This window comes from Rhizobium sp. BT-226 (assembly GCF_025847085.2).
In the GTDB taxonomy this organism is placed as follows: domain Bacteria; phylum Pseudomonadota; class Alphaproteobacteria; order Rhizobiales; family Rhizobiaceae; genus Rhizobium; species Rhizobium sophorae.
Genome location: NZ_JAOYTI010000001.1, coordinates 1,047,618 through 1,068,386, shown reverse-complemented (window position 1 = coordinate 1,068,386; position 20,769 = coordinate 1,047,618). Strand labels below are relative to the sequence as shown.

Sequence of the window (20,769 nt, the reverse complement as noted above, 5' to 3'; positions counted from 1 at the left end):
TGGACTTCAATCCCGCCAATCGGAGCAGAATCCCCGAGATGAAGCCGCACCATCGTATTTTCTTCATTCAGTTTGCCGTGGCCCTTTCCGTGGGTGCGTTTCTTTCGCGGCTGCCTGACATTCAGATCAAATATAGCCTGACCGAAGGAGAGCTGGGACTTTTGCTCGCTATCATGTCGCTCGGGGTTCTCTGCGGGTTGACGTTCTCGGCGAGGTTCATCGAGAGGCTTGGTGCGCGCACAACGGCCTTCGTCACCGTCTTCGGTGCGGCGTTGTTTTACGCACTGATCCCCTGGATGCCTTCTGTTCCCCTGGCGATGCCATTGTTCTTTATTGCCGGCATTTTCGCCGGCGCATTCGAGATCAACGCCAATATCGAAACCGATCGCCATGAGGCGTTGCTCGGGTACCGCATCATGAGCCGGGCTCACGGCATGTGGAGCCTCGGATTCTGCATCACCGCCCTTGTTGCCGCCGGCATGCGGCAGGCCGCCGTTTCCATCGAACTGCATACCTTCATGGTCCTGGTGACGGTTTTGATTGCCGGGTCGATCGTTTTCTCCGGGATCGAGAATGCGCCTCGGCGGCAGGACGCTCACCCCGGCGATGCTCCGCTCGTCGCTTTTCCCACGATCGGGCTGCTTCCCCTTTGCCTCATAGGCGCAGCTCCGCTTCTTGCCGAAGGCGCAAGCGTCGATTGGTCGGCGATCTATATGCGCGACGTATTCGCGGTCGAACCCTTCGTCGGCGGGCTCAGCGTGGCCATTTTCTCCTCGTTCATCGCCATCGGACGGCTCGGCATGGACTCTGTGATCGACCGCTTCAATCCACGCCCCGTCGCAATAACCCTCCTCGGGATCGCGGCCGTCGGTCTTGTCTTGGTTGCGACGGCGACACATCCTGTTGTCGCGCTCGCAGGCTTTGGCCTGACGGGTATCGGCTGTTCTTCGGTCTATCCGCTTGCCATTTCTGCTGCGGCCCGCCGCACGGATCGACCTGCACCCGTCAACGTTGCAGCGCTCGGGCAGACGACGTTCCTTGTGTTTTTCGCCGGGCCGCCACTGCTCGGTTTCGTTGCCGAACACTTCGGCATCCGCTTTTCGTACTGGGCGGTCGTGCCTGTTCTCGCCGCAGCACTGCTGGTCACCAGGGCACTTGCCGCGGATCCTGCCCCGGTCACAGGCCAACCCGAACCGGCGCAACCACACGGTTGACACGCCACGCCGGCCTCCGCTGTCCTACGCTCGTTCGCGTCCGCAACCGGAGGGGCAACCTCCGGCTTTTGTTGGTGAATTGGGCGAGAGCGATGTATTTCCCATTACGTCGAAGTATTATGAGCGGCCATCGGGAAATATAGCTCGTATAGGTGAGGAGCTAATTCCGCGCATTATCGTCAACTCTTGGCGAATGGTTTTGCTGCTCAAGCATTGCGACGCAGTCCATCTCGTCTGAATAGACCTGGTTGGGATGGCGAAACTTCCAGCCTTCGATCCAACAAAACCTATGTTTTGCGGGGTTTGCGATGGTGGCGTCCGGCCAAAAGGCAGGCTCGCCTACGGAGCTTCCGCGCCTCGCTTCGGACAAATTTCTGCCGCCAAAATGCCAGTATTAGTTGTTTCTAAATCACGCCATAATTCGCATCTACGTTGCCGCGCCTGTTTTATTCTTCGCCACATTTCGGAATTTCAACATTATACAAACAATGGTGGGTAACTATGAAGGTTATTCTCGTCATCGTCCTCACGGCGCTTGCCGTGCCCTGTGAGGCAGACATGCTCGTTACGGCGTCCCGATACAAAAGCATGCACGAACGCTCCATCTCTTTCCTCAGCATCAATCCGCGCAGGGTATCGTGGTGCGGGGCGTTCCTGGCCTTTGTCGCCAAGCGATCTTCGCGGCAACCGCCGCCCAACCCCAACATGGCGGCGTCCTGGAGGAAGTTCGGTAAGCCGGTCGGCGTCCGCTCCGCCAGGCGAGGGGATGTCGTGGTGATTCGCACCGGCCGGCGCTTTCATGTGAGCCTGTTCGATCACATCGATCAGCGCCGGCAGTACGTCTACCTGTTCGGCGGCAACCAATCCAACCGGGTCCAGCTGTCGCGCTATCGCGCCAGCTCGGTGGTCGCCGTGCGACGATGATGTTGGGTGAGAACCGGGGTGAGAACTCACCCTCCTCCAAACCTCGGTGGCGGCGGGAAAACAGGCCTTACGCCTTGCGCGCCCTGATGTGGAGGAAGATCGGCGCGATGCGGGTATCGGCGACTATTGGCTCGGCGAGCGCCACCTCGACTGACGCCATGGGCTCGCCGAAAGCTTCGATCGTCAGCCCCGCTTCGACGATCATCGACACCCAGGTTGACAGCGTCCGGTGAAAACGCGGAATGGCAAAGGGCGTCAGCGTCGCCCGTTCTTTCTCGGGGATGGAGGAAAAAATCCAGTGCTCGACCCGGCCGTCGCTCTCGTCGAAATAATCGGCGATCTCAACGGCTACGGGCTCGCCGGCCTGATTGCGGATGTTGCGGCGCGTCGGCGGCACAAAGCAGGGATGCAGGATCGAAAATTGCAGGAAGCCGCCCGATTTCAGGACGCGGTGGATGCCCTTCAGCACCTGGCTCTGATCGGCCATGTCCATCATCGACATGAAGGCGGTGACGAAATCGAAACTCGCCTCCGGGAAATCGATGCTCTGGCCGTCGCCGAGCACGTAAGCAATGCCGAGCGGCGCTTGCGTCTCGGTCTCGCGGGCATAACGAATGAAGGTCGGAGCGATGTCGAGACCGATCATGCGGGCGCCGAGGCGAGCGACGGCGCGGGTGTTGGAACCTTCACCGCAGCCGAGATCAAGCCCGGCAAGGCCTGCGACCGGCGGCAGCATCTTCAGAAAGGCCGGCGTGTTCAGCGCGTCGCGATACTTGTCGTAACCGGCGCGGCTATAGATCGTCCAGGTCTCGGCATTGCTCTCCCAATGGGCGGCGACATCATTGGCGTTCATGGCTCTCCTCCTTGCTCGATCGGGATGGGCGGGGAGCTATAGGCGGAGCGGGTGACAATGGGAAGACAGTGCTAAACGGATAGCGTTAAAGCAACCCCGTCGCATGAAATGGATTGAGGGAAGGGAGGCGTGAAGCTGTCATTTCGTTTCGATCGCCTTCTCGTTTCGACGTCGTCGGTCCGAACAAAAGATCAGCCAAACGAACACGACAACGACCGTAACGCAGGCGAATGACATAAAGCCACTAAGCCACATCACGGTCACGGCATCCTCGCACTGATTGGCATCAGGACAGCCGCGCGAGGAATAGTCAGCCCATGCCGCTAGGCCGAAGAAGCTGAAGATGAGAAACAGCGGTGCTGCGCAAACCGAAATCAGCACTGGCACTACGATGGCGCCCATTCTGGCCGCGGCATGCAGCCTGTTTCCTCTGCGCATCCTGATTCCTCAACCGAGAAGAGAAGACCTAGGCTTGCCCGAAAACGTGTCAATAGTCGATGCGTAGCATTCGTTACTGCGTCAGGGACTGGATACTGTCGTAGCGGACCGTGTACTCATCGGCCGTGCCTTCATCATAGACCTTCGCCAAGGTGGCTTGGAGATCAGGCGAGTAGAGCACGCTCAAGACGTCGACCTGCTCGTTGCCATTCTTGGTCACCTGCTTGATCCTGAGCACCTTGTATTTGCATTCCCCGAGACTAAAGGTTTCCTGTCCGGCGACGGTCAGTTCCAGGTTCCAGCGCGTATCGGCAAGCTCGTTTGGGCCGAGCTGCACGAAAGCAATGTTGGCGCGCGCACCTTTCTTCAGCGGAACGATGCGGCTGAGATCGGACAAGGGGTGCATCGCATATTGTTCGCTTTTGCTGAACCGGGCCAGATCGAACAGGCCGGCAAACGAAAATACCGTCTGCTGCGATGAGTCGCTGAAATGATTGACTGATTTGACGATCTGCCCTTCCGCCTTGCTGAACTCGCTCCGTGCACCGCCATTCTCAAGCACGAAACCCCTACCGGCCGTGTCGGCTGACGGACAATCGGCTGCATGAGCGGCAACAGGCAGAAGGGCGGCAATGAACAACGAAGCAAGGCGGCTTTTCATCATGATTTTTCGCTTCCGATAAGCTGGATCGTCATGGTTCTTCACCTTCTGATCGCGTTTGACCGGCTGGCAATACCGGAGCGCGTGGGAACTGTCACGAAGCTGATTCCTGCGGCGGGAACTATTCGCTGTTTGCGTTAATGGCCGGGGCTTTGCGCGGACTTGGCATCGGGTTGCGTCAGCCGCTGCTGAAACTCTCGAAGGCGGTGATTTTGCGGTCGCATGAGCGGGCTTAGAGATACCGGGGTACCTTCACCTTCAGCAGTTGCACGAGCGTAGGATCCATGAAATCGTAATCGTCGGGAATATCTAGGCATATCAGCCGCTTGCCTTTAAGAGCTGACCGGTATTGCCCTGGACTTTCGTACGGTGGGCCTTCTCCATGACGAAGACGATATCGGCCCATTCGATCAGCTCGTTCGATAACGGATTTTCGGCATCATTGTTCGTGCCGGCCGAGGAGACTTCGATATCAGGCCAGCTGGCGAAGACCTGTTCGGCCGTCGGGCTGCGAAGCTTGTTCTGACTGCAGACGAACAGGACGTTTTTCACGGTTTCTCTCTTCAAGTGAACAGAGCCGGCGATAGCACAATTCCGTGTCCCAGCGAACCAAGGCAGTAGTTGCGTCAGCCGCCGCTCACACTCTTGAATGCGGCGATGATGCTTTGGGCGGCGAGTTGGGCCTCATTTGATGTCGTCTGGAAATTGGTGACGGAGAGGCGCAGGACGTCGCGGCCGCGCCATTTGGCGCCGCCGGCGAAGATCATGCCGTCTGCCTGGATTTTTTCGATCGTCTTTCGGGTCAACGCGTCGCCTTCTTCGGAGGGCAGGTCCGCTCCGAAGCGGATGACAAGCTGGTTCAGTGTCACCTCGTTCAGAATGGCGATGCCCGGTTGTTGCGACAGGAGATCGGCCACCAGCCGAGCCGAGGCACAGCACTGATCGATAAGGGCGGCGATGCCGTCGCGGCCGAGATGTTTCAGCATCGCCCAGGTGGCAAAACCGCGCGCCCTTCTCGAAAGCTCGGGCACGTAGTGTGAGGGATCGCGTTCGCCTTCGCCGGCGAGCGGCAGGTAGCTTGCGGCGATCGTCATGGCGCGGCGATGGGCGAGTTCGTTGCGAACGATCGCATAGCCGCAATCATAGGGCGTCTGCAGCCACTTGTGGCCGTCTGTCGCCCAGCTGTCGGCCGCTTCGATGCCGCGGCTGAGGTGGCTGGTCTTCGCTGACGCCTGCGCCCAGAGCCCGAAGGCGCCATCGACATGCACCCAGGCGCGCTTCGCCTTCAACAGTGGGATGATGGTGGCGAAATCGTCGAAGGCGCCAGTATTGATCTGCCCCGCCTGGAGAATTGCGATGACCGGTCCAGAGACCGTATCGAGCGTGCCCGCCAGCGCGGCGCGGTCTATCCGACCTACCGGATCGGTGGGCAGGCGCAGCACGCGATCATGGCCGAGGCCGAGGAACTGAAGCGCGGAGAAGACGGTCGTGTGGGCGTCGTCGCCGATCAGAACGGTAATCTCAGGCGCCCCGAACAGGCCCTTTGCATCGGCATCCCAGCCCACCTGGCGCAGTACCTCGCCGCGGGCGGCGGCAAGGCAGGTGAAGTTCGCCACCGTCGCGCCGGTGACGAAGCCGACCGAGCTTTCGGCCGGCAGCTTCAGGAGATCGAGAAGCCATCTCGCCGCGACGGTCTCGACTGCGGCCGCGGCCGGGGCGGCGGCATGGTTTCCGGCATTCTGGCCCCAGGCGCTGGTGAGGAAATCGGCGGCGACGCCGACTGGATGTGAGCCGCCGATGACCCAGCCGAAAAAGCGCGGCCCAGTGGTTGCATGCAGCCCGGGTTCGGCGCCGTGCGAGAGACGCCTGATGACATCAAGCATATCGGAACCGGCCGCCGGCAGCGGCTCTTCGAAACAGGCAAGCGAGGCTGAGTAGTCGTGGATGGGCATATGGCGGGCGGGCGCTGCCTGCCGGAATCCTGCCGCAAGGCGGGCGGCTTCCTGAAACAGAGATGCAATGGCCGTCATGCGGATCCCCCTGCCGCCACCGATCCTAGAGGGACTTACCCTCGAAAGCAGGCTGCCGGCACACACAATCTAGCCCATATCGCCGAGGCTGTCTTCGCCTGGCAGATCTCGGATCTGGGTTCCAGGGCCCTCCCTCGGCCTTGCCGAGACCTCAAGACAAATTGAGCATCGGGGAGGCGCTTCCTAAATATCTACAATAACTACCTTATCCAGTGTTGTCCATTTCTCAAATTTTGCGGCTCTTGTTGAAAATGATTGCCTTCGCTGCAAGTATCGTTCAATGATGTGGAAATATCATTTGCGCCATTGTCAAGTTGGTGCTGCCAATCAGCGAGGGATATGCACTGAAATATTTCCTTCTCTACGCGCTGACATGCACGTTGGTCGGGATGGTTCTTCTCTTTATTATCCATGAAGTTGTACCTTTCACGATCGACAAGCCAACCGATCAATCGGTGGTCGGCTCAACTGATGAGCCAGCCGGCGGCCCAACCGAGCAATCGGTCCGACCAACCGGCGAGCCGGTGCCCAGGCGAACAACAGATCAATCCGCCGTCCAGCCAGCCGATCCCTTGGTTGTCCGATCCACCGGCCGGCCGGTCGACGGGCCAGCCCGTGAACCGGTGGTCGGGCCAACCGGCGAACCGGCTACGAGGCCGCCCGATCAATCGGTGGTTAGTCCGACCGGCGAACCGGTCGTCCGGAAGGGTGGCCGGCTGGGGAGTCCGGCGCAGTGACCGGCGCCTGAGATGACGGATTTCCGTTCGATTTCGTAACTTCGAGCATATGCTGAACTATGAAGCTTCCCTGGTTGACGGCTGGGACCATCTGTATTGAGAGTACCTCTCATCTTGCAGGAGGTCCCGATGGATGGAAGCGGCACGACGATCAGGCATATCCAGGCAGACGAAGTGGAGGCTTTCCGGCGCATCCGTCTGGAAGCGCTTCGTACCGAACCGTCCCTCTTTGCAAACCGCTACGAGGACTGGGAGGCTCTTTCTCTCGAGGAGTGGCGCAATCGCCTGAATGAGCCGGTTTTCATCGCTTTTCAGGGTGACGAACCCGTTGGCATAACCGGCCTAGTTCGACAGCGGTCGAGCAAGATGGCCCATCGTGCGACGATCATCATGGTTTACGTGAGAAGGAGCATGCGCGGAACGGGCCTTGCCGGCAAGCTGCTCAGCGCGGTGGCCGATCACGCGCGCGATATCGGCATCCTGCAGCTGGAACTCTTCGTCAGCGCGGAGAACCCGGCGGCAATACGCTTCTATCAGCGGGAAGGCTTCTCCGAGATCGGCAGGATTCCCGGCGGGGTTCTGGAGGAGGGCAGGGAGATCGACGACGTCATGATGGCTCGCCGTTTGGTCGGTTAGGTCTCACGCGGATGGCTCAACGCATATCGGCTTGCGCGACCTATTGACCTCAAGCGGGGTTGGGGTTGCAGCATGCCGGCATGCCTGGAGGTTTGGCGGTGACTAAAATTCTGAAAGACGAGGATCTGGTCGGCAGCTCGCTGATGATGATCGCGATCGATGCTCTCGAGACCGCTTTTCTCGCGAGAGCCGACAATCGACTGATCTCTCCGCCCCGGCACCATGTCTCGTTTCCCGAGCGCGGCGATCTCGTCTTCACCGTCGGCGGCATCCTCGGCGAGAAACCGCTCGCGGGCTTCCGGGTCTATGAAACATTCGACGGGGCGGAGCATTCGCAGATCGTCGCGGTATGGTCGGCCGACGACGCCAAGCTCAAGGGCATTATTCTTGGAGAGCGCCTCGGCAACCTCAGGACGGGTGCGATCGGAGGTCTCGCCATCCGCCATCTCAGTGCGCCGGATGCCAGGACCGTGGGGATACTCGGCAGCGGAGCACAAGCGCGAACCCAACTCGCCGCGGCTGCCGCCGTTCGGAACCTTGACCGCGCCCGCGTCTATAGCCGCGACGAGAAAAATCGCGCCGCCTTTGCAGCTGAGATGCAGCAGGTCTTGGGTATTGAAGTGGAGCCTGCCGGCAGCGCCTCAGAAGCCGTCGATGACGCCGACATCGTCATCTGCGCGACGACGAGCCGAACGCCCGTCATTCAGGCCAGGGATTTGAAGCCCGGCGTGCACGTCAACACCGTCGGCCCGAAAACGTGTGAGGGATACGAACTCGGCCTGGATATCGCCAATGTCGCAGCCGTGATTGCGACGGACTCTTCCGAACAGACGCGCGCCTATGCTTCGCCCTTTTTCCTGGCCGGCTCCGGCAATGAGCATCGCATGGCCGACCTTGCCGATATCATTGCCGGGAAAGCGGCCGGGAGAGGATCGCCTGGCGATACGACGCTGTTTTGCTCCGTCGGGTTGGCTGGAACCGAGGTCGTCGTCGCCTTGGCAATCCTTGATATACTGTGAGTCGTTTCCCCTATTCACGGCAGACCCAGCACATCTCCCATGGCGTATTCGCCGGGTGCGCGCCCTGCGATCCAGCGGGCGGCGGCAAGCGCGCCGCGGGCGAACATGCCGCGGTCGAGAGCCGAATGCGAGAGTGTCACGACCTCCTCGGCGGCGGCAAACAGCACGCTGTGTTCTCCAACGATCCCGCCGGCCCGCAACGCGGCAAAGCCGATTTCGCCGGGCGGGCGCTCGCCGGTAATGCCGTCGCGCCCGCGCCGCTCGACGGATGCAAGAGAAACGCCACGGCCCTCGGCGGCCGCTTCGCCAAGCATCAGCGCCGTGCCGGACGGCGCGTCGATCTTCTTGTTGTGATGGGCTTCGAGGATTTCGATATCCCAGCCATGCGCGGGAAGGGTGCGCGCGGCCTGGGCGACGAGGCCGGCCAGCATGTTGACGCCAATGGAGAAATTGCCGGAGCGCAGGATCGGAATCCCGCGGGCGGCCTCTGCGATCCGTTGGAGTTCATCCGGCTCGAAACCCGTCGCCCCGATCACCAGGGCCGGTCCGCCGGCCGACGCGCACAAGCCGGCAAGTTCGGCGGCAGCGCGTCCCGTCGTGAAATCCAGGATCACGTCGGCCGCCTTAACCGCAGCCGAACGGTCGATCAGCCCGGCACCCATGGAGTCCTCACGGCCAATGCCGCCGACGAACGCAAAAGCCGGATCTGTCGTCAGTAGCGGCAGGATGGCGCGCCCCATGCGGCCGTTCGCGCCGGCGACGGCTATTTTGATTGGTGAAATCACGGTCTTTCCTAATTCAGGAGGACAGGTGTGGTGCGGAGACGTTTTGGCGTTTTGCACGCAGACCAAGCAAAACGATAGCATAAACAACGAGTACCAATGGCGTTTCCCACAAGATCGGAAGTACCATGAAGCCATCGCCAGGTCCGCCAACTTCGTCTGGCGCCATCGTTGGCGTCGTCAATATGGCGAGCGTCAACGGCGAGAAGAACACCCATAGAAATGCGATTGTGTGTGGCAGCCATCTGCGCCGCTTGAGCCTTCGCGCAGCGAAAATAGCTGAAACAGGTATCAGGATGTTCAAAACGAAGACGAACGAAAGCGCGATGAACTCCGGCAAGATTGTCGGGTAATGCGGATCATATTCCATAAGGTTTTCTCAAAGACTGCTATCGATGGGATGTCGGCCAGTCCCAGCGGGTCAGCTGAGGTTTACCAGTTGCCGGGGTCGGCGGTGTGATCGATGCTGGCGAATTCATCGGCCTTCTCCCGGTCCAGCCTCACCTCCGTGGTCGCCTTCGTCTCGTCGGTGACCGCGTAGCGGTCAGGGACCGGTCCCCTTGATAGTTCCTGATACAGAAGCAGGGCGGCTTCCTCGGCGGTGTCGGCCTCGATCTCGCGGGCAATGGTGACGGTGAACTTGTGCATGGCTTCGGGCCTTTCGATCGGGTGCAGGCGTATGCGCAGCGAGACCAGTCTGACACGAGTTTTGTGTCGAGGACACAAAAAGCGCGCTGTTTAGAATTTGATTCATGCGACGGCTTCAGCTCTTTGTTTTTATGTGTGTCGTGGTGCCAAACCGCTGCGTCGTTGGACGAATTCAACCGAGGAGGGTAGATCATGCGCCTGAACCAGGTAACCGTTACCATGCCTGACCTCGATGCGGGCTGGAACTTCTACTGCGCTCTCGGTCTCAGGCCCATCGTCGACGCTCGTCCTCGCTATGCACGCTTCGTCTGCCCGGACGGGGACAGCACCTTCTCCCTGCATCAGGGCGAAAGTGGCGGTGGTGGAACCACGGTGTATTTCGAGTGCGAGAAGCTGGACGAGACGGTCGGCAGCCTCAGCGAGGCTGGTCTTCGTTTCGTCACCGGGCCAGAGGACAAGAGTTGGCTCTGGCGTGAAGTCGAGCTGTTCGACCCCGGCGGCAACCGCATCATCCTCTATTTCGCCGGATCGAACCGCACCGATCCGCCATGGCGAGTGGATAAGGTGGACCACCCGAAGTAGGGCCTTGGCGCCGGCCGATCCCGGCCATTCTCCGAATTGACGAATCGCGGCCGCCTCGGCATCTTTGCTTCGGCGTGGCCTAACGCCGAACCTCCCTAGACCTTCCCCAGCAGGGTCTTCAACCGGAGGCAAAGGGACTTTCGTCTCGGGTCGTGATCCTTGGTCCTGATGTTTCGGGCCTGTTGCTGGGGAACGATGTCCGGAACGTGAGAGGCCATGATATGACTGAGAACGGAAATTTCAAGCGGCGGGTGCGTGCGCGCGCCGCCAAGACGGGTGAATCCTACACCGCCGCCCGCATGCATGTTCTCCCCAAATCGGCGAATGACGCAGCGCCTGAGGTGAAACGCCTGCGTCTGGCCGTGGCGCAGACCACCTATGCGGACGATCCCCGCGATATCGACAAGCTTCGCCAAAGCGGGCAGGAGATGCGCCTGCTGATGAGGCAGGCGCGAGAGGCGGACGCGCGGCTCATCCACTTTCCCGAAGGGACGACATCATCGCCTAACAAGCGCATCATGTCGGAAATCGGGCCGAGAGAGATCGGGCCGTCCGATTGGCGGCGGTTCGAATGGGCCGTGTTGCGTGAGGAGCTGGATGCAACGCGCAAGCTGGCACGCGAGCTTGGACTGTGGACGGTCATCGGCTCGGTGCATCCGCTGACGCCGCCGCACCGGCCGCACAACAGCCTTTATGTCGTCTCCGATCGCGGCGAACTGGTGACGCGCTACGACGAGCGGCTGCTGTCCAACACCAAGATCTCCTTCATGTACACGCCGGGCTCGATACCAGTGACCTTCGAGGTCGACGGCATTCGTTTCGGCTGTGCGCTCGGCATGGAGTGCAACTTTCCTCAAATTTTTACCGAATACGAGCGGCTCGATGTCCACTGCGTGCTGTTTTCGTCCACTGGGGGGACGTCGGCCAATGATACCTCCTTCGCCGCCGAGGTGCAGGGGTATGCGGCGAGCAACAGGTACTGGGTGAGTTTCTCCATACTCGCACATCCCGGCCTAGCCGATCCGGTGCCTTCCGGGATCGTCGCTCCCGGTGGCCGGTGGGCGGCGCAATGCCCTACAGGTGGAATGGCCGCGATATCGCTTGCCGATATCGACGACAATCCCGAGGATATTGCCCGGCCGTGGCGGCGCAAAGCGCTGGGCGGCCTCTATGAGCCGCATCGCGTTGACGGCGACCCGCGCAGCGACGCGCGGGATATGTTTTAGAGCCGCGTCGCGCCAGCAAAGCGGGTAGAGACGATGCTGACCGCATTTGCGAAATTGTAACCCACGATTCCGCAGCCGCCCGCACATCCGCTTGGTATCTCTGCGCCCAAGGACTTGGGCGCACTGGATCCCTGTGACGAGCACAGGGATGAGGGAGGAGAGATGTGGCGGCGCCTCCACCAATTCAGCGCTCGGCAAGTATATGCGTGAAATCGCTCGTACCGGGCTGGAGAAAGACGGTTTGCCTCTTATTTCAGAACGAAAATGCCAAGCGAAGAGCGAGAGGATCATGCAATGGCAAAGAACACGATCTGCGTATGGTACGACAAGGACGCCGAGACTGCTGCCCGCTTCTATGCCGCCACGTTTCCCGACAGCGCCGTCGGCGCCGTCATTCGTGCGCCGGGGGATTATCCCGATGGGAAGCAGGGAGACGTCCTGGTCGTGGAATTCACCGTTGCGGGTATTCCCTGCATCGGCCTGAACGGCGGTCCTGTGTTCAAACACAACGAAGCCTTCTCCTTTCAGATCGCAACCGATGATCAGGAAGAAACCGATCGTTACTGGAACGCCATCGTTGGCAATGGCGGCCAGGAAAGTGAGTGCGGCTGGTGCAAGGACAAGTGGGGTGTGTCCTGGCAGATTACGCCGCGCATCCTCTCCGAAGCGCTGGCGGCGGGTGGCGGTCAGGCAAAGCGTGCTTTTGACGCGATGATGACCATGAGGAAGATCGACGTCGCGGTGATCGAGGCCGCCCGGCGCGGCTGAGGCAGCTTCGCGCAGAACGATCTTTTACCAGGAGCTCGCATCTGATGCGATCCGGCTCGGTGGCGTCTTCGCGGGTCGACTCAGAACCAGAGATCGCGTACGCAGCGCCCCTTGGACGGAAGGTCTTCAAATGTATCCAGGCCATCGAAATGATCGATAGTCAGATCCTGAACGATATCCGGCGGCGCAAGCCGGATATTGACAGCCATGCGCCTGCGGCCATCCTTTCGAAGCCGCAAGCCGCAAGCCGCGCCAGCTCAAGACACAGGCGCAGGAAGGGCAGAACAATATTTCGAGAGACGGCTCGTCTCTGTCGGCGCGGGTGTAGGAGGCGGTCTCACCGGTGAGAGCGATGCGCTCTCCTTCGTAGTCATAGGCCCACAGCGTGCCGTAGCGTCGGCAGAGCGTGCAGTTGCAGGCGGTAATCGAGCCCGGATCACCTTCGAGTTTCCAGCTTGCCTTGCCGCAATGACATGAGCCCGTCAGCATGAGCGTCGGTTCGATCCTGCTTTCTATTCAGGGACGGCATCCTGCCTCAATCGTGCGATGATCGCAATTGGGCGATCCAGGTGTCCGGTCTTATGCTATCGGCGGCTCAAGTGCCCGCCTTTATGGGAGCCGGACGACTTCCGCTGTCAGTGCGGGTTTTATCTATCGCGTTGCCGATGGATGCCTGCAGGAGCCTTACGAGCCAGGCCACGCCCTCGTCACGCATTGCCGCCTTCGGTGCAGCCGCGTTGATGGCGAAGCGTCCGAGGGGCAGGGGAGGATTGACGCTGACGACGCCGAACCGCGCGGTATGCATCTCGACGAAGCGGCGTGGCAAGGCCGAGATAAAGTCGGTTTCCGCAAGCACGGCGAGCGCAAACATGAAGTTCGGCACCGTCAGCGCCACGCGTCTGGAGTGTCCGTGGCTGGCCAGCACATTGTCGACAAAGCCATGTGTATCGCCCATATGCGAGACCACTAGGTGCCGCATGGCGCAGTAGGTGGCCAGCGTCTGATCTGTCAGGAAAGGGTGGCCCTGACGCGCGGCGATGACAAAATCCTCCTCGTAGAGCAGCAGGCTTGCGAAGCGGACCGGAAATTCGGCCTGAGGAATGATGGCGATGTCCATGTCGCGGGCTTCCAACGCGGCCAACGCATCGCGCCAAGCCATATCTGGCGATGGCTCGCCCTGTCTCGGCAGCAATTGCCGGACGCTGATTGCGATGCCGGGAGCAGACTTGGCCAATAGATCGAGCAATGGCGGCAGAAACACAGACGAAACGCCATCGGGCGCCCCGATCGTAAAGCGTCGCTGAGAGCGGGCTGGATCGAATGGCTCCGCTGTCGCCACCACGCTGCGAACGCGCGCCAATATATCGGCGATGGGTGCGGCAAGTCGCTCAGCCCGGTCTGTCGGAACGACACCCTTCGGTGTTTTGAGAAACAGCGGGTCGTCCAGCAACATGCGCAGCCGACCAAGGCCGTGACTGATGGCCGAAGGCGAGAGGTTCAACCGCTGCCCCGAACGCCCGACATGGCGTTCCTCAATAACAGTCTCGAACAGCACGAGCAGGTTGAGATCGATTCTGGAGAGATCAATTTGATTCAGCATATCGATGAAATCGTATCATTGGATTCATCATGATGAAAGTGAGAAATAACCATCATTCCGGTATTGCCGGCCACCGACAGGAAGATCCAATGTCCTCTTTCAAAAACAAAACGGCGCGCGGCGACCAACCCGTGCACGAGGCCACAACCATATCCCGGCGAGCCGCCCTGACGATGGCGATCGCTGCAACAGGGCGCGTCGTGCATGCCACCCCGGCATCCGATCAGGCGTTGCCAGGCATCATCCGCCGGACAGAACAGCAGGCAGCGGCTTTCATGGCCGGCGACATGACAAGGTGGGCGAGCCTCATCCAGCTCGATGACGATTTCACCCTGATGCAGCCATTCGGCGGCCCGGCCAGCCATGGCTTCGACGACAGTCCCGAGCATCTGGCCGAACTCGCTCGGTACTTCCGCAACGGCGGTGGAACCCTGGAGGTGGAAAAGTCCTATGTCTGCGGCGATCTAATCGTACTGGTGATGATCGAGCGCCAGCATGGCGAGGTTGGCGGCCTGCCGGACCAGAACTGGTCGCTGCGCGTCACGCAGGTCTATCGCCGGCATGGATCGGACTGGCGGCTCGCCCATCGTCACGCCGACCCCCTGGTTGGGAAGATCTCGCTGGAACAGGCCGCAGTCCTCGCCCGAGGCGAATGATGTCAGGCCGAATTGAAGCGATCGATGAATAGGAAGCAACTGTGGCTTGTTCGATGAAGGGGATGTGGGCCGGTCAGCCTTTCACGATAAACGCCTGTTGGGAGATTTTCTGAAATTTCTGATTGAGATGGTGGCCGGAAGGTGATTTTCTGCGACCCAGCGTAGCTGAGTCCACGCCTCCTCCCGATTTTTGATCCGAGTGGCCCATGTCGATTTCAGATGCGATCTATCGTCCCTTCGAAACCTTGATCCGGCCGCTCGACCTCCCTTACCGGCCGCTGCCGGCCAAGGGGCCGGTGGCCGTCCTTTTGCATTTCATCTCGATGTTTCGAGGCGTTCTGATTGCGCTCGCGCTTGCCTCCATGGCGATCGAGGCCATCAATCTGACGATCATCTGGGGGCTTTCGGTCATCGTCGACGGGGTGACGCAAAAGGGCGCGCCAGCTTTCCTACACAGCGAATGGCCACTGCTTGCCTTCCTCGGGCTGCTGATCTTTCCGGGTATGCCGATCGCCTCGTTCCTACTCAACACGTTCAACTCGCATACGCTCGGCGTCGGCATGCCAGCCGCCATCCAGTGGCAGGGCCACAAGGCGGTGGAGCGGCAGGATCTCGCCTTCTTTCACGACCTTTTTGCCGGGCAGGTCGCCTCACGCCTGTCACAGGTGGTGTCCTCCGTCCAGCAGCAGATCATTATTGCCTTCCAGACCGGTCCGCGTTTCCTGCTGCAGATGATCGGCTCGGTGATCCTGCTCATGAGCCTGTCCTGGCAGCTTGCCTTGCCTGTTATCGTCTGGATCGCGCTTAATGTGGCGCTGGCCATCAGGATGGCGCCGACCTTTGCCGAACGCTCGCGCCGTACCGCCAAGCAGCGCAGTCTTGTCGCAGGCGCCATCACTGATCTCTACACCAACATGCAGATGATCAAACAGTTTGCGGCCGAAGACAGCGAGGCGGGCGCAATACGCCGCGTCATTCAGAAATCCGTGCAGACGCAACATAGTGAGCAACGTATCTACCGCACGTCGGAATTGATCGTCGTGGCGCTCAACATGGTGCTGTGGCTCGCCATGCTTTCGATCGGCTTTTCGGGCCTCGTCAAGGGCTTTCTGACGGTCGGCGAGTTCGTGGGCGCGGTCTATATCCTCCAGCGGTTGTCTGGGCACACCTTCACTTTTCTGCAGATGGGCCAGCAGATCTTTCAGGCGATCGGCACGATTAAGGACGCCATGCCCGTCCTAACGACGCCGCCCACCATTACCGACCGGCCTGATGCGAAAAGCCTGATGGTCAGCCGGGGAGAGATCCGTTTCGAAAACGTCGACTTCGCCTACAAGTCAGGCAAGCCTGTCATCGACAGACTATCGCTGATGGTCCGGCCCGGCGAAAAGGTCGGGCTGGTCGGTCTCTCCGGGGCCGGCAAGACGACGCTCGCAAACCTGCTTTTACGTTTCTACGACATTCGCGGCGGCGCGATCCTGATCGACGGTCAGGACATTCGCGAGGTGACGCAGGCAAGCCTTCGCCGTGCCATCGGGGTCATCGCGCAGGACGTCGCGCTGCTGCACCGTTCAGTCGGCGACAATATCCGTTACGGCCGGCCGGAGGCGACGAAGGACGAGATCGAAGCGGTGGCAAAGATGGCAAGCGCCGATGGCTTCATTGCCGATCTCGCGGACGGCGAGGGCCGCAGGGGCTACGACGCCTTCGTCGGCGACCGCGGCATCAAGCTCTCCGGCGGCCAGCGCCAGCGCGTGGCCATCGCCCGCGTTCTCCTGAAAGACGCGCCTATCCTGGTGTTGGACGAAGCGACCTCCGCCCTCGACAGCGAATCCGAAGCCGCCATCCAGGAACGGCTCAACCTTGTGATGGAGGGAAAGACGGTGATCGCCATCGCCCACCGCCTGTCGACCATCGCCAGGATGGACCGGATCGTCGTGCTCGACCACGGGCGCATCGTGGAGGAGGGCAGGCCGGACGAACTGGTCGAACAAGACGGCTTGTTCGCGCGCCTATGGAAACGCCAGACCGGCGGCTTCATTCCCGAAGATATCGACGAACCCTTGTCGGCCTCGCCTGCGACCTGATGCGAGTGCGCTATTCGACGAGCCCGAAGATAGGGCCGTAACCGCCGTGCCAAGACCGGTCGTTGCGGCCCATTTCGGGGTTGTAAAGTCCGACACCCCGTCCGCCATCGAGAAACAGGGCATCCGGGCATTTCAGATGGTCGCGGAAGAGCCGTGCGAAATCGTGGAAATTCACCCCGTCTTCGCTCATCGCGAAACGAACCGCGCCGCGCTCGCAGACGCCGACACCGCTGCGGCGGGTTCGGTCGGTCGAGCCGACGATGAAGATCGGGTTCAGCTTGTTGGCGATGACAAGGATCGGACCGGATTGCGTGGCGAACCGCACTTTGGGCCGATGCTTCAGAAATTCATCCGTCGGGAGTATGCCGGCGCTTGCTTCACCCAGAAAGAACACGCCGTTCGGTTTCTTATAGAAATTCGGTACCTGACCGGCGGAGCTTTCGGCCTCTGTCGTATTGGCGGGTTTTAATTCCCTGCCGTTCTCGACATAGAGTCCCATCGGCGAAAAATCGGCACCATACATCCCGGCGTTAACAGCTAATGTCAGTGTTCGCCCCTCGGCGCGAACGGCTTCGGCAAGGCTTGAAAAAGCGCGGTATGGCGCGCCGTCGGCATTCTTCCAGAATAATCGCAGGTCGGCTTTGCCCGGCTCCAGCGTGCAGACGACGTATTTTGCTTCTTCGAAGGTTCGCTGCTCGCATGGTTGCGCATGCGCCTCATGCAGAGATGTCATCGTTGCTGCCAGCGTCACGACCGCGGCGAGCACGCTGTGTTTGAAGTAGGTCATCGGTGCTGCGTCCTCGAGCTGCTTACCATGTGCCTGAAAACGCCGTGCAGGCGAGCAGCACCCCCATCAGGATATTCGCCAGGAACAAGCGATAATTCACGTCCGGGCGGGCAAGGTCGATCCGCTGGGTCTGCCAGCCAAGATGGACAACGATCACCAGCATTCCGATCGCATAAGACGGCGACATTTCCAACAGCCAGCCCCCGAGCGACCACGCTCCGACCGCCAGAGCATAGCACAGGCCGATCAAGGTCTTGCCGTGCCGGCCGAACAGGATTGCCGTCGATTTCAGGCCAAGACGGGTGTCGTCCTTCAGATCGACATAGGCATAGATCGTATCATAGCCGATCTGCCAGGCGATGGCTCCGGCCCACATCAGCACGGCGCCGACCGGGATATGTCCGGCAGCCTCGGCCCATGCCATCAGCATCCCCCAATTGAACGCCGCGCCCAGGACCGCCTGCGGCCAGTGGGTGAAGCGCTTGCAGAGCGGATAGACAAAGACGAGCGGCAGCACACATATCGCGATGAGGCGGGTGTAAGGGGTCAGGAAAAACAGAAGCGAAGCTGCCAGTGCGAGCTCAGCAGTCAGGAAGATAAAGGCCGGCAGCGTGGCGATCTCTCCGCTTGCCAAGGGCCGAAAGCGGGTCCGCTCGACATGGCCGTCAAACTTCCGATCGGCGATGTCGTTGACCGTGGAACCGGCGCTTCTCATCAGAAGAGCGCCGAGAGAGAAGGTCGCCATTTGCCTGAGGTCCGGGAGACCGTGGGATGCCTGGATAAGGGCGGCCCAGCACGGGAAGAGCGTCAACCATATTCCGACCGGGCGATCCAGCCGCGCCAACCGCGTATATGGCCGCCATGCGGCCGGCAGCCGGCGATCCACCCAGTCGCCACGGTGGATATCGCTGAGATCGGGGCGGCTCAGAGTCGTCATGATGTGATCCAGATTCCTGTCGCAGTCGTGGGGTGCGCCGAGGTTTCATCGCTATCGGCAATGCGCAGAATAGGAATTTTTGCGGACACGGCAATCACCGTCTGCTGCGATGATTTTCGCGAAACTGCCAGTAAGCTGCGATGACCGATGGGGGAACGGATGAGGGCGCATCTGGTCTACGTCCGCATTACGGGCCGAACTGGTATTCCGCTTATATGCGTGACCCGGCTGGGAACAAGGTTGCTGTCGTCTGCAACGGCTGAGGTCAGCTCGATTGCCGTTCTCCGATGTTTCGGGGAATGTTCCTATTTGCCCCGGCATGGGGATCGGCGCCGCAGGCGGACGCTCAGGCGTCCGACTGGCAAGAAGCGGCGTTTCGCGCGTCCTTCGAGGCGGAGGGAGTTGGAGAGTGCCGCCTCGATCCCTACCAGGCGGTACGGGCGGTGCCGAGCGCGGTCGTATGGGAGGATGAGACGTGGGCGACGTTGGCTTTGAGCGACACGACGCAGTTTCCCGGAACGCTTAGCTTGTGCAACGTCAAGTGTTTCAGCAATGTCTCGGGGTCGCGCTTTTCGGTTAACGGAAATGTCACAGTCATGCGAGTTCTCCAACGAATAAACTGAGCATCCGCAACAATTAATGTCTAAATTCTTTTGCGTCGCAACAAGAAAATTTTAACGATAAAATTAAAATCGATTAACTTTCGAGTTGCTGTTTTAAAATCGTTTGAAATTGGTCGCGCTTCTCCATCCTAACCGGCTCGTTTCGTCCGGTTTCCGCCGGGCGAAGTGCTGAGGGGAAGGCGTTTGCAGTGTCGTGAGCGCGAAGTGCGCTGACCTAAGATCGGCCGGTCATCTGCCGTTGCGGGCTGCCCAACTCTTAAGCCGCAAGCCGTTAAGCCTGATGAAACCTTCGGCGTCATGATGATCGTAGGCGACCGGGCTTTCCTCGAAGGTGACGAGGTCGGCTGAATAGAGTGACCAGGGAGAGGTGCGCGAGATGACCGAGGCGCTTCCCTTGTAGAGCCTGAGCGTCACTTCGCCGCTGACGAAAGCCTGGCTTTGGTCGATCAAGGCTTGCAGCATTTCCCGCTCCGGCGCGAACCAGAAGCCGTTGTAGATGAGCTCGGCGTAGCGGGGCATGATCTCATCCTTCAGATGCGCCGCGGCGCGATCGAGCGTGATCGATTCAATGCCGCGATGCGCGGCGAGGAGGATCGTGCCTCCGGGCGTCTCATATATTCCCCTCGACTTCATGCCGATGAAGCGGTTTTCGACCAGATCGAGCCGCCCGATGCCATGCCGGCCGCCCAGTCCATTGAGTTCGCTCAGCAATGCGGCCGGTGTCATTGCCGTTCCGTTCAGGGAAACCGGATCACCTCCCTCGAAACCAATGGTGATGATCTCGGGGGCGTCAGGCGCATCGAGCGGATCAACCGTGCGCTGATAGACATAATCGGGCGCGACCTCCGCCGGATTTTCGAGAATCTTGCCTTCGGTCGAGGTGTGCAGCAGGTTGGCGTCGATCGAGAACGGCGCCTCGCCGCGTTTGTCGCCTGGCACCGGGATCCGATGCTTCTCGGCATATTCCAGAAGCTGCGTACGGGAGCGGATGTTCCATTGGCGCCAGGGAGCAATGACCTTAAGCGACGGATCGAGTGCATTGACGGCCAGCTCGAACCGGACCTGATCATTGCCCTTGCCCGTCGCGCCGTGGGCAATGGCATCCGCGCCAACCTCCTGGGCTATGCCGACCAGATGCTTGGCAATCAGCGGCCGTGCGATGGAACTGCCCAGCAGATATTGCCCCTCATAGAGCGCGTTCGCCCGCAGCATCGGAAAGACGAAATCGCTGACGAACTCCTCGCGCAGATCGACGATGCGGATGTCCTTGATCCCTGACATCTCCGCCTTTGCTCGTGCCGGCTCGAGTTCCTCGCCCTGGCCGAGATCGGCGGTGAACGTCACGACCTCGCATCCGTAGGTCTCCTGCAACCATTTGAGGATGATCGAGGTATCCAGCCCGCCCGAATAGGAAAGCACAATTTTCTCTATCTTCGTCATCAACCCATCTCCATCTCGATGCTGGAACGATAGGCCAAGTCCTACGCAATGAGCTTGCGAAGCGTCCGTAAAAATGCGAAAGTTTAGCATATCATGCCATTGCGGCACGGGTTGGAGCTAT

At 60.3% G+C, this 20,769-nt stretch carries 22 protein-coding genes and 3 pseudogenes; 11 read left to right on the top strand and 14 right to left on the bottom strand.

Annotated features, from left to right (window positions below; all coding sequences use genetic code 11):
* Positions 1-38: 38 nt before the first annotated feature.
* Positions 39-1,214 (top strand): MFS transporter, encoded by a 1,176-nt coding sequence (locus OIU37_RS05480; protein ID WP_264256343.1) that lies wholly within the window; start codon positions 39-41, stop codon positions 1,212-1,214.
* A 501-nt stretch (positions 1,215-1,715) separates the two neighbouring features.
* Entirely contained in the window at positions 1,716-2,138 is a 423-nt protein-coding gene (locus OIU37_RS05475) for a TIGR02594 family protein (RefSeq protein ID WP_240602998.1), read from the top strand.
* Positions 2,139-2,205: 67 nt separating this feature from the next.
* Here the strand turns inward: OIU37_RS05475 and OIU37_RS05470 are convergent, their stop codons facing one another.
* The 5 genes and pseudogenes from OIU37_RS05470 to OIU37_RS05450 all read right to left on the bottom strand — a co-directional run bounded on the left by OIU37_RS05470 (position 2,206) and on the right by OIU37_RS05450 (position 6,120).
* The gene (locus OIU37_RS05470) at positions 2,206-2,991 is read right to left on the bottom strand and encodes a class I SAM-dependent methyltransferase (RefSeq protein WP_264256340.1); all 786 of its coding nucleotides are present in this window, start codon (positions 2,989-2,991) and stop codon (positions 2,206-2,208) included.
* Positions 2,992-3,129: 138 nt separating this feature from the next.
* Positions 3,130-3,393, bottom strand: a complete 264-nt coding sequence (locus OIU37_RS05465) for a hypothetical protein (protein WP_240603000.1) — start codon at positions 3,391-3,393, stop codon at positions 3,130-3,132.
* 109 nt (positions 3,394-3,502) lie between these two features.
* Positions 3,503-4,093, bottom strand: coding sequence for a hypothetical protein (locus OIU37_RS05460; RefSeq protein ID WP_246813164.1), 591 nt, complete (start codon positions 4,091-4,093; stop codon positions 3,503-3,505).
* Between the two features lie 229 nt (positions 4,094-4,322).
* Positions 4,323-4,642 (bottom strand): annotated as a pseudogene (locus OIU37_RS05455) (low molecular weight protein tyrosine phosphatase family protein).
* 74 nt (positions 4,643-4,716) lie between these two features.
* Positions 4,717-6,120 carry an aspartate aminotransferase family protein gene (locus OIU37_RS05450; protein ID WP_264256337.1) on the bottom strand — a complete coding sequence of 468 codons (1,404 nt, stop codon included), beginning with the start codon at positions 6,118-6,120 and terminating at the stop codon, positions 4,717-4,719.
* A gap of 314 nt (positions 6,121-6,434) precedes the next feature.
* On the opposite strand from OIU37_RS05450, the gene OIU37_RS05445 reads away from it, so the two are divergent.
* From OIU37_RS05445 to OIU37_RS05435, 3 genes are all read left to right on the top strand, one after another.
* Positions 6,435-6,857: a hypothetical protein gene (locus OIU37_RS05445; RefSeq protein WP_240603004.1), complete on the top strand. Its 423-nt coding sequence runs from the start codon at positions 6,435-6,437 to the stop codon at positions 6,855-6,857.
* 129 nt (positions 6,858-6,986) lie between these two features.
* Positions 6,987-7,493, top strand: coding sequence for a GNAT family N-acetyltransferase (locus OIU37_RS05440; protein ID WP_264256335.1), 507 nt, complete (start codon positions 6,987-6,989; stop codon positions 7,491-7,493).
* Between the two features lie 98 nt (positions 7,494-7,591).
* Positions 7,592-8,512: an ornithine cyclodeaminase family protein gene (locus tag OIU37_RS05435; RefSeq protein ID WP_264256334.1), complete on the top strand. Its 921-nt coding sequence runs from the start codon at positions 7,592-7,594 to the stop codon at positions 8,510-8,512.
* Positions 8,513-8,526: 14 nt separating this feature from the next.
* Here OIU37_RS05435 and dapB read toward each other — a convergent pair whose 3' ends face one another.
* The 3 genes from dapB to OIU37_RS05420 all read right to left on the bottom strand — a co-directional run bounded on the left by dapB (position 8,527) and on the right by OIU37_RS05420 (position 9,942).
* Positions 8,527-9,297 carry a 4-hydroxy-tetrahydrodipicolinate reductase gene (gene dapB, locus OIU37_RS05430; RefSeq protein ID WP_264256332.1) on the bottom strand — a complete coding sequence of 257 codons (771 nt, stop codon included), beginning with the start codon at positions 9,295-9,297 and terminating at the stop codon, positions 8,527-8,529.
* 13 nt (positions 9,298-9,310) lie between these two features.
* The gene (locus OIU37_RS05425; RefSeq protein ID WP_264256330.1) at positions 9,311-9,664 is read right to left on the bottom strand and encodes a hypothetical protein; all 354 of its coding nucleotides are present in this window, start codon (positions 9,662-9,664) and stop codon (positions 9,311-9,313) included.
* 62 nt (positions 9,665-9,726) lie between these two features.
* Positions 9,727-9,942, bottom strand: a complete 216-nt coding sequence (locus tag OIU37_RS05420) for a hypothetical protein (RefSeq protein ID WP_171602912.1) — start codon at positions 9,940-9,942, stop codon at positions 9,727-9,729.
* A 192-nt stretch (positions 9,943-10,134) separates the two neighbouring features.
* On the opposite strand from OIU37_RS05420, the gene OIU37_RS05415 reads away from it, so the two are divergent.
* The 3 genes from OIU37_RS05415 (at position 10,135) to OIU37_RS05405 (ending at position 12,518) form a co-directional block, all read left to right on the top strand.
* Entirely contained in the window at positions 10,135-10,524 is a 390-nt protein-coding gene (locus tag OIU37_RS05415; RefSeq protein ID WP_180694778.1) for a VOC family protein, read from the top strand.
* Positions 10,525-10,745: 221 nt separating this feature from the next.
* Positions 10,746-11,750: a carbon-nitrogen hydrolase family protein gene (locus tag OIU37_RS05410; protein ID WP_264256326.1), complete on the top strand. Its 1,005-nt coding sequence runs from the start codon at positions 10,746-10,748 to the stop codon at positions 11,748-11,750.
* Positions 11,751-12,044: 294 nt separating this feature from the next.
* Positions 12,045-12,518 carry a VOC family protein gene (locus tag OIU37_RS05405; protein WP_264256324.1) on the top strand — a complete coding sequence of 158 codons (474 nt, stop codon included), beginning with the start codon at positions 12,045-12,047 and terminating at the stop codon, positions 12,516-12,518.
* A gap of 80 nt (positions 12,519-12,598) precedes the next feature.
* On the opposite strand, the pseudogene OIU37_RS05400 reads toward OIU37_RS05405, so the two are convergent.
* Positions 12,599-13,007, bottom strand: a pseudogene (locus tag OIU37_RS05400) (GFA family protein).
* A gap of 106 nt (positions 13,008-13,113) precedes the next feature.
* A complete protein-coding gene (locus tag OIU37_RS05395; protein WP_264256322.1) occupies positions 13,114-14,118 on the bottom strand; it encodes a LysR family transcriptional regulator in 1,005 nt (334 codons plus the stop codon).
* A gap of 89 nt (positions 14,119-14,207) precedes the next feature.
* Here OIU37_RS05395 and OIU37_RS05390 point away from each other — a divergent pair, with 89 nt between their 5' ends.
* On the top strand, positions 14,208-14,774 hold the full coding sequence (locus tag OIU37_RS05390) for a nuclear transport factor 2 family protein (protein ID WP_264256321.1): 567 nt from the start codon (positions 14,208-14,210) through the stop codon (positions 14,772-14,774).
* Positions 14,775-14,980: 206 nt separating this feature from the next.
* Complete coding sequence (locus tag OIU37_RS05385) at positions 14,981-16,861, top strand: ABC transporter ATP-binding protein (RefSeq protein ID WP_264256319.1); 1,881 nt, start codon at positions 14,981-14,983, stop codon at positions 16,859-16,861.
* Positions 16,862-16,871: 10 nt separating this feature from the next.
* On the opposite strand, the gene OIU37_RS05380 is transcribed toward OIU37_RS05385, so the two are convergent.
* Together OIU37_RS05380 and ubiA are read right to left on the bottom strand one after the other, a co-directional pair.
* Positions 16,872-17,648, bottom strand: a complete 777-nt coding sequence (locus OIU37_RS05380; protein WP_264256317.1) for a phosphodiester glycosidase family protein — start codon at positions 17,646-17,648, stop codon at positions 16,872-16,874.
* Between the two features lie 22 nt (positions 17,649-17,670).
* A complete protein-coding gene (ubiA, locus tag OIU37_RS05375) occupies positions 17,671-18,585 on the bottom strand; it encodes a 4-hydroxybenzoate octaprenyltransferase (RefSeq protein ID WP_264256316.1) in 915 nt (304 codons plus the stop codon).
* Between the two features lie 134 nt (positions 18,586-18,719).
* On the opposite strand from ubiA, the pseudogene OIU37_RS05370 reads away from it, so the two are divergent.
* Positions 18,720-18,848 (top strand): annotated as a pseudogene (locus tag OIU37_RS05370) (VOC family protein); the annotation flags it as partial.
* A 161-nt stretch (positions 18,849-19,009) separates the two neighbouring features.
* Here OIU37_RS05370 and OIU37_RS05365 read toward each other — a convergent pair.
* Both OIU37_RS05365 and OIU37_RS05360 read right to left on the bottom strand, forming a co-directional pair.
* Complete coding sequence (locus OIU37_RS05365) at positions 19,010-19,183, bottom strand: hypothetical protein (RefSeq protein WP_164735915.1); 174 nt, start codon at positions 19,181-19,183, stop codon at positions 19,010-19,012.
* Between the two features lie 253 nt (positions 19,184-19,436).
* Positions 19,437-20,648: an argininosuccinate synthase gene (locus OIU37_RS05360; protein WP_264256313.1), complete on the bottom strand. Its 1,212-nt coding sequence runs from the start codon at positions 20,646-20,648 to the stop codon at positions 19,437-19,439.
* Between the last annotated feature and the right edge of the window lie 121 nt (positions 20,649-20,769).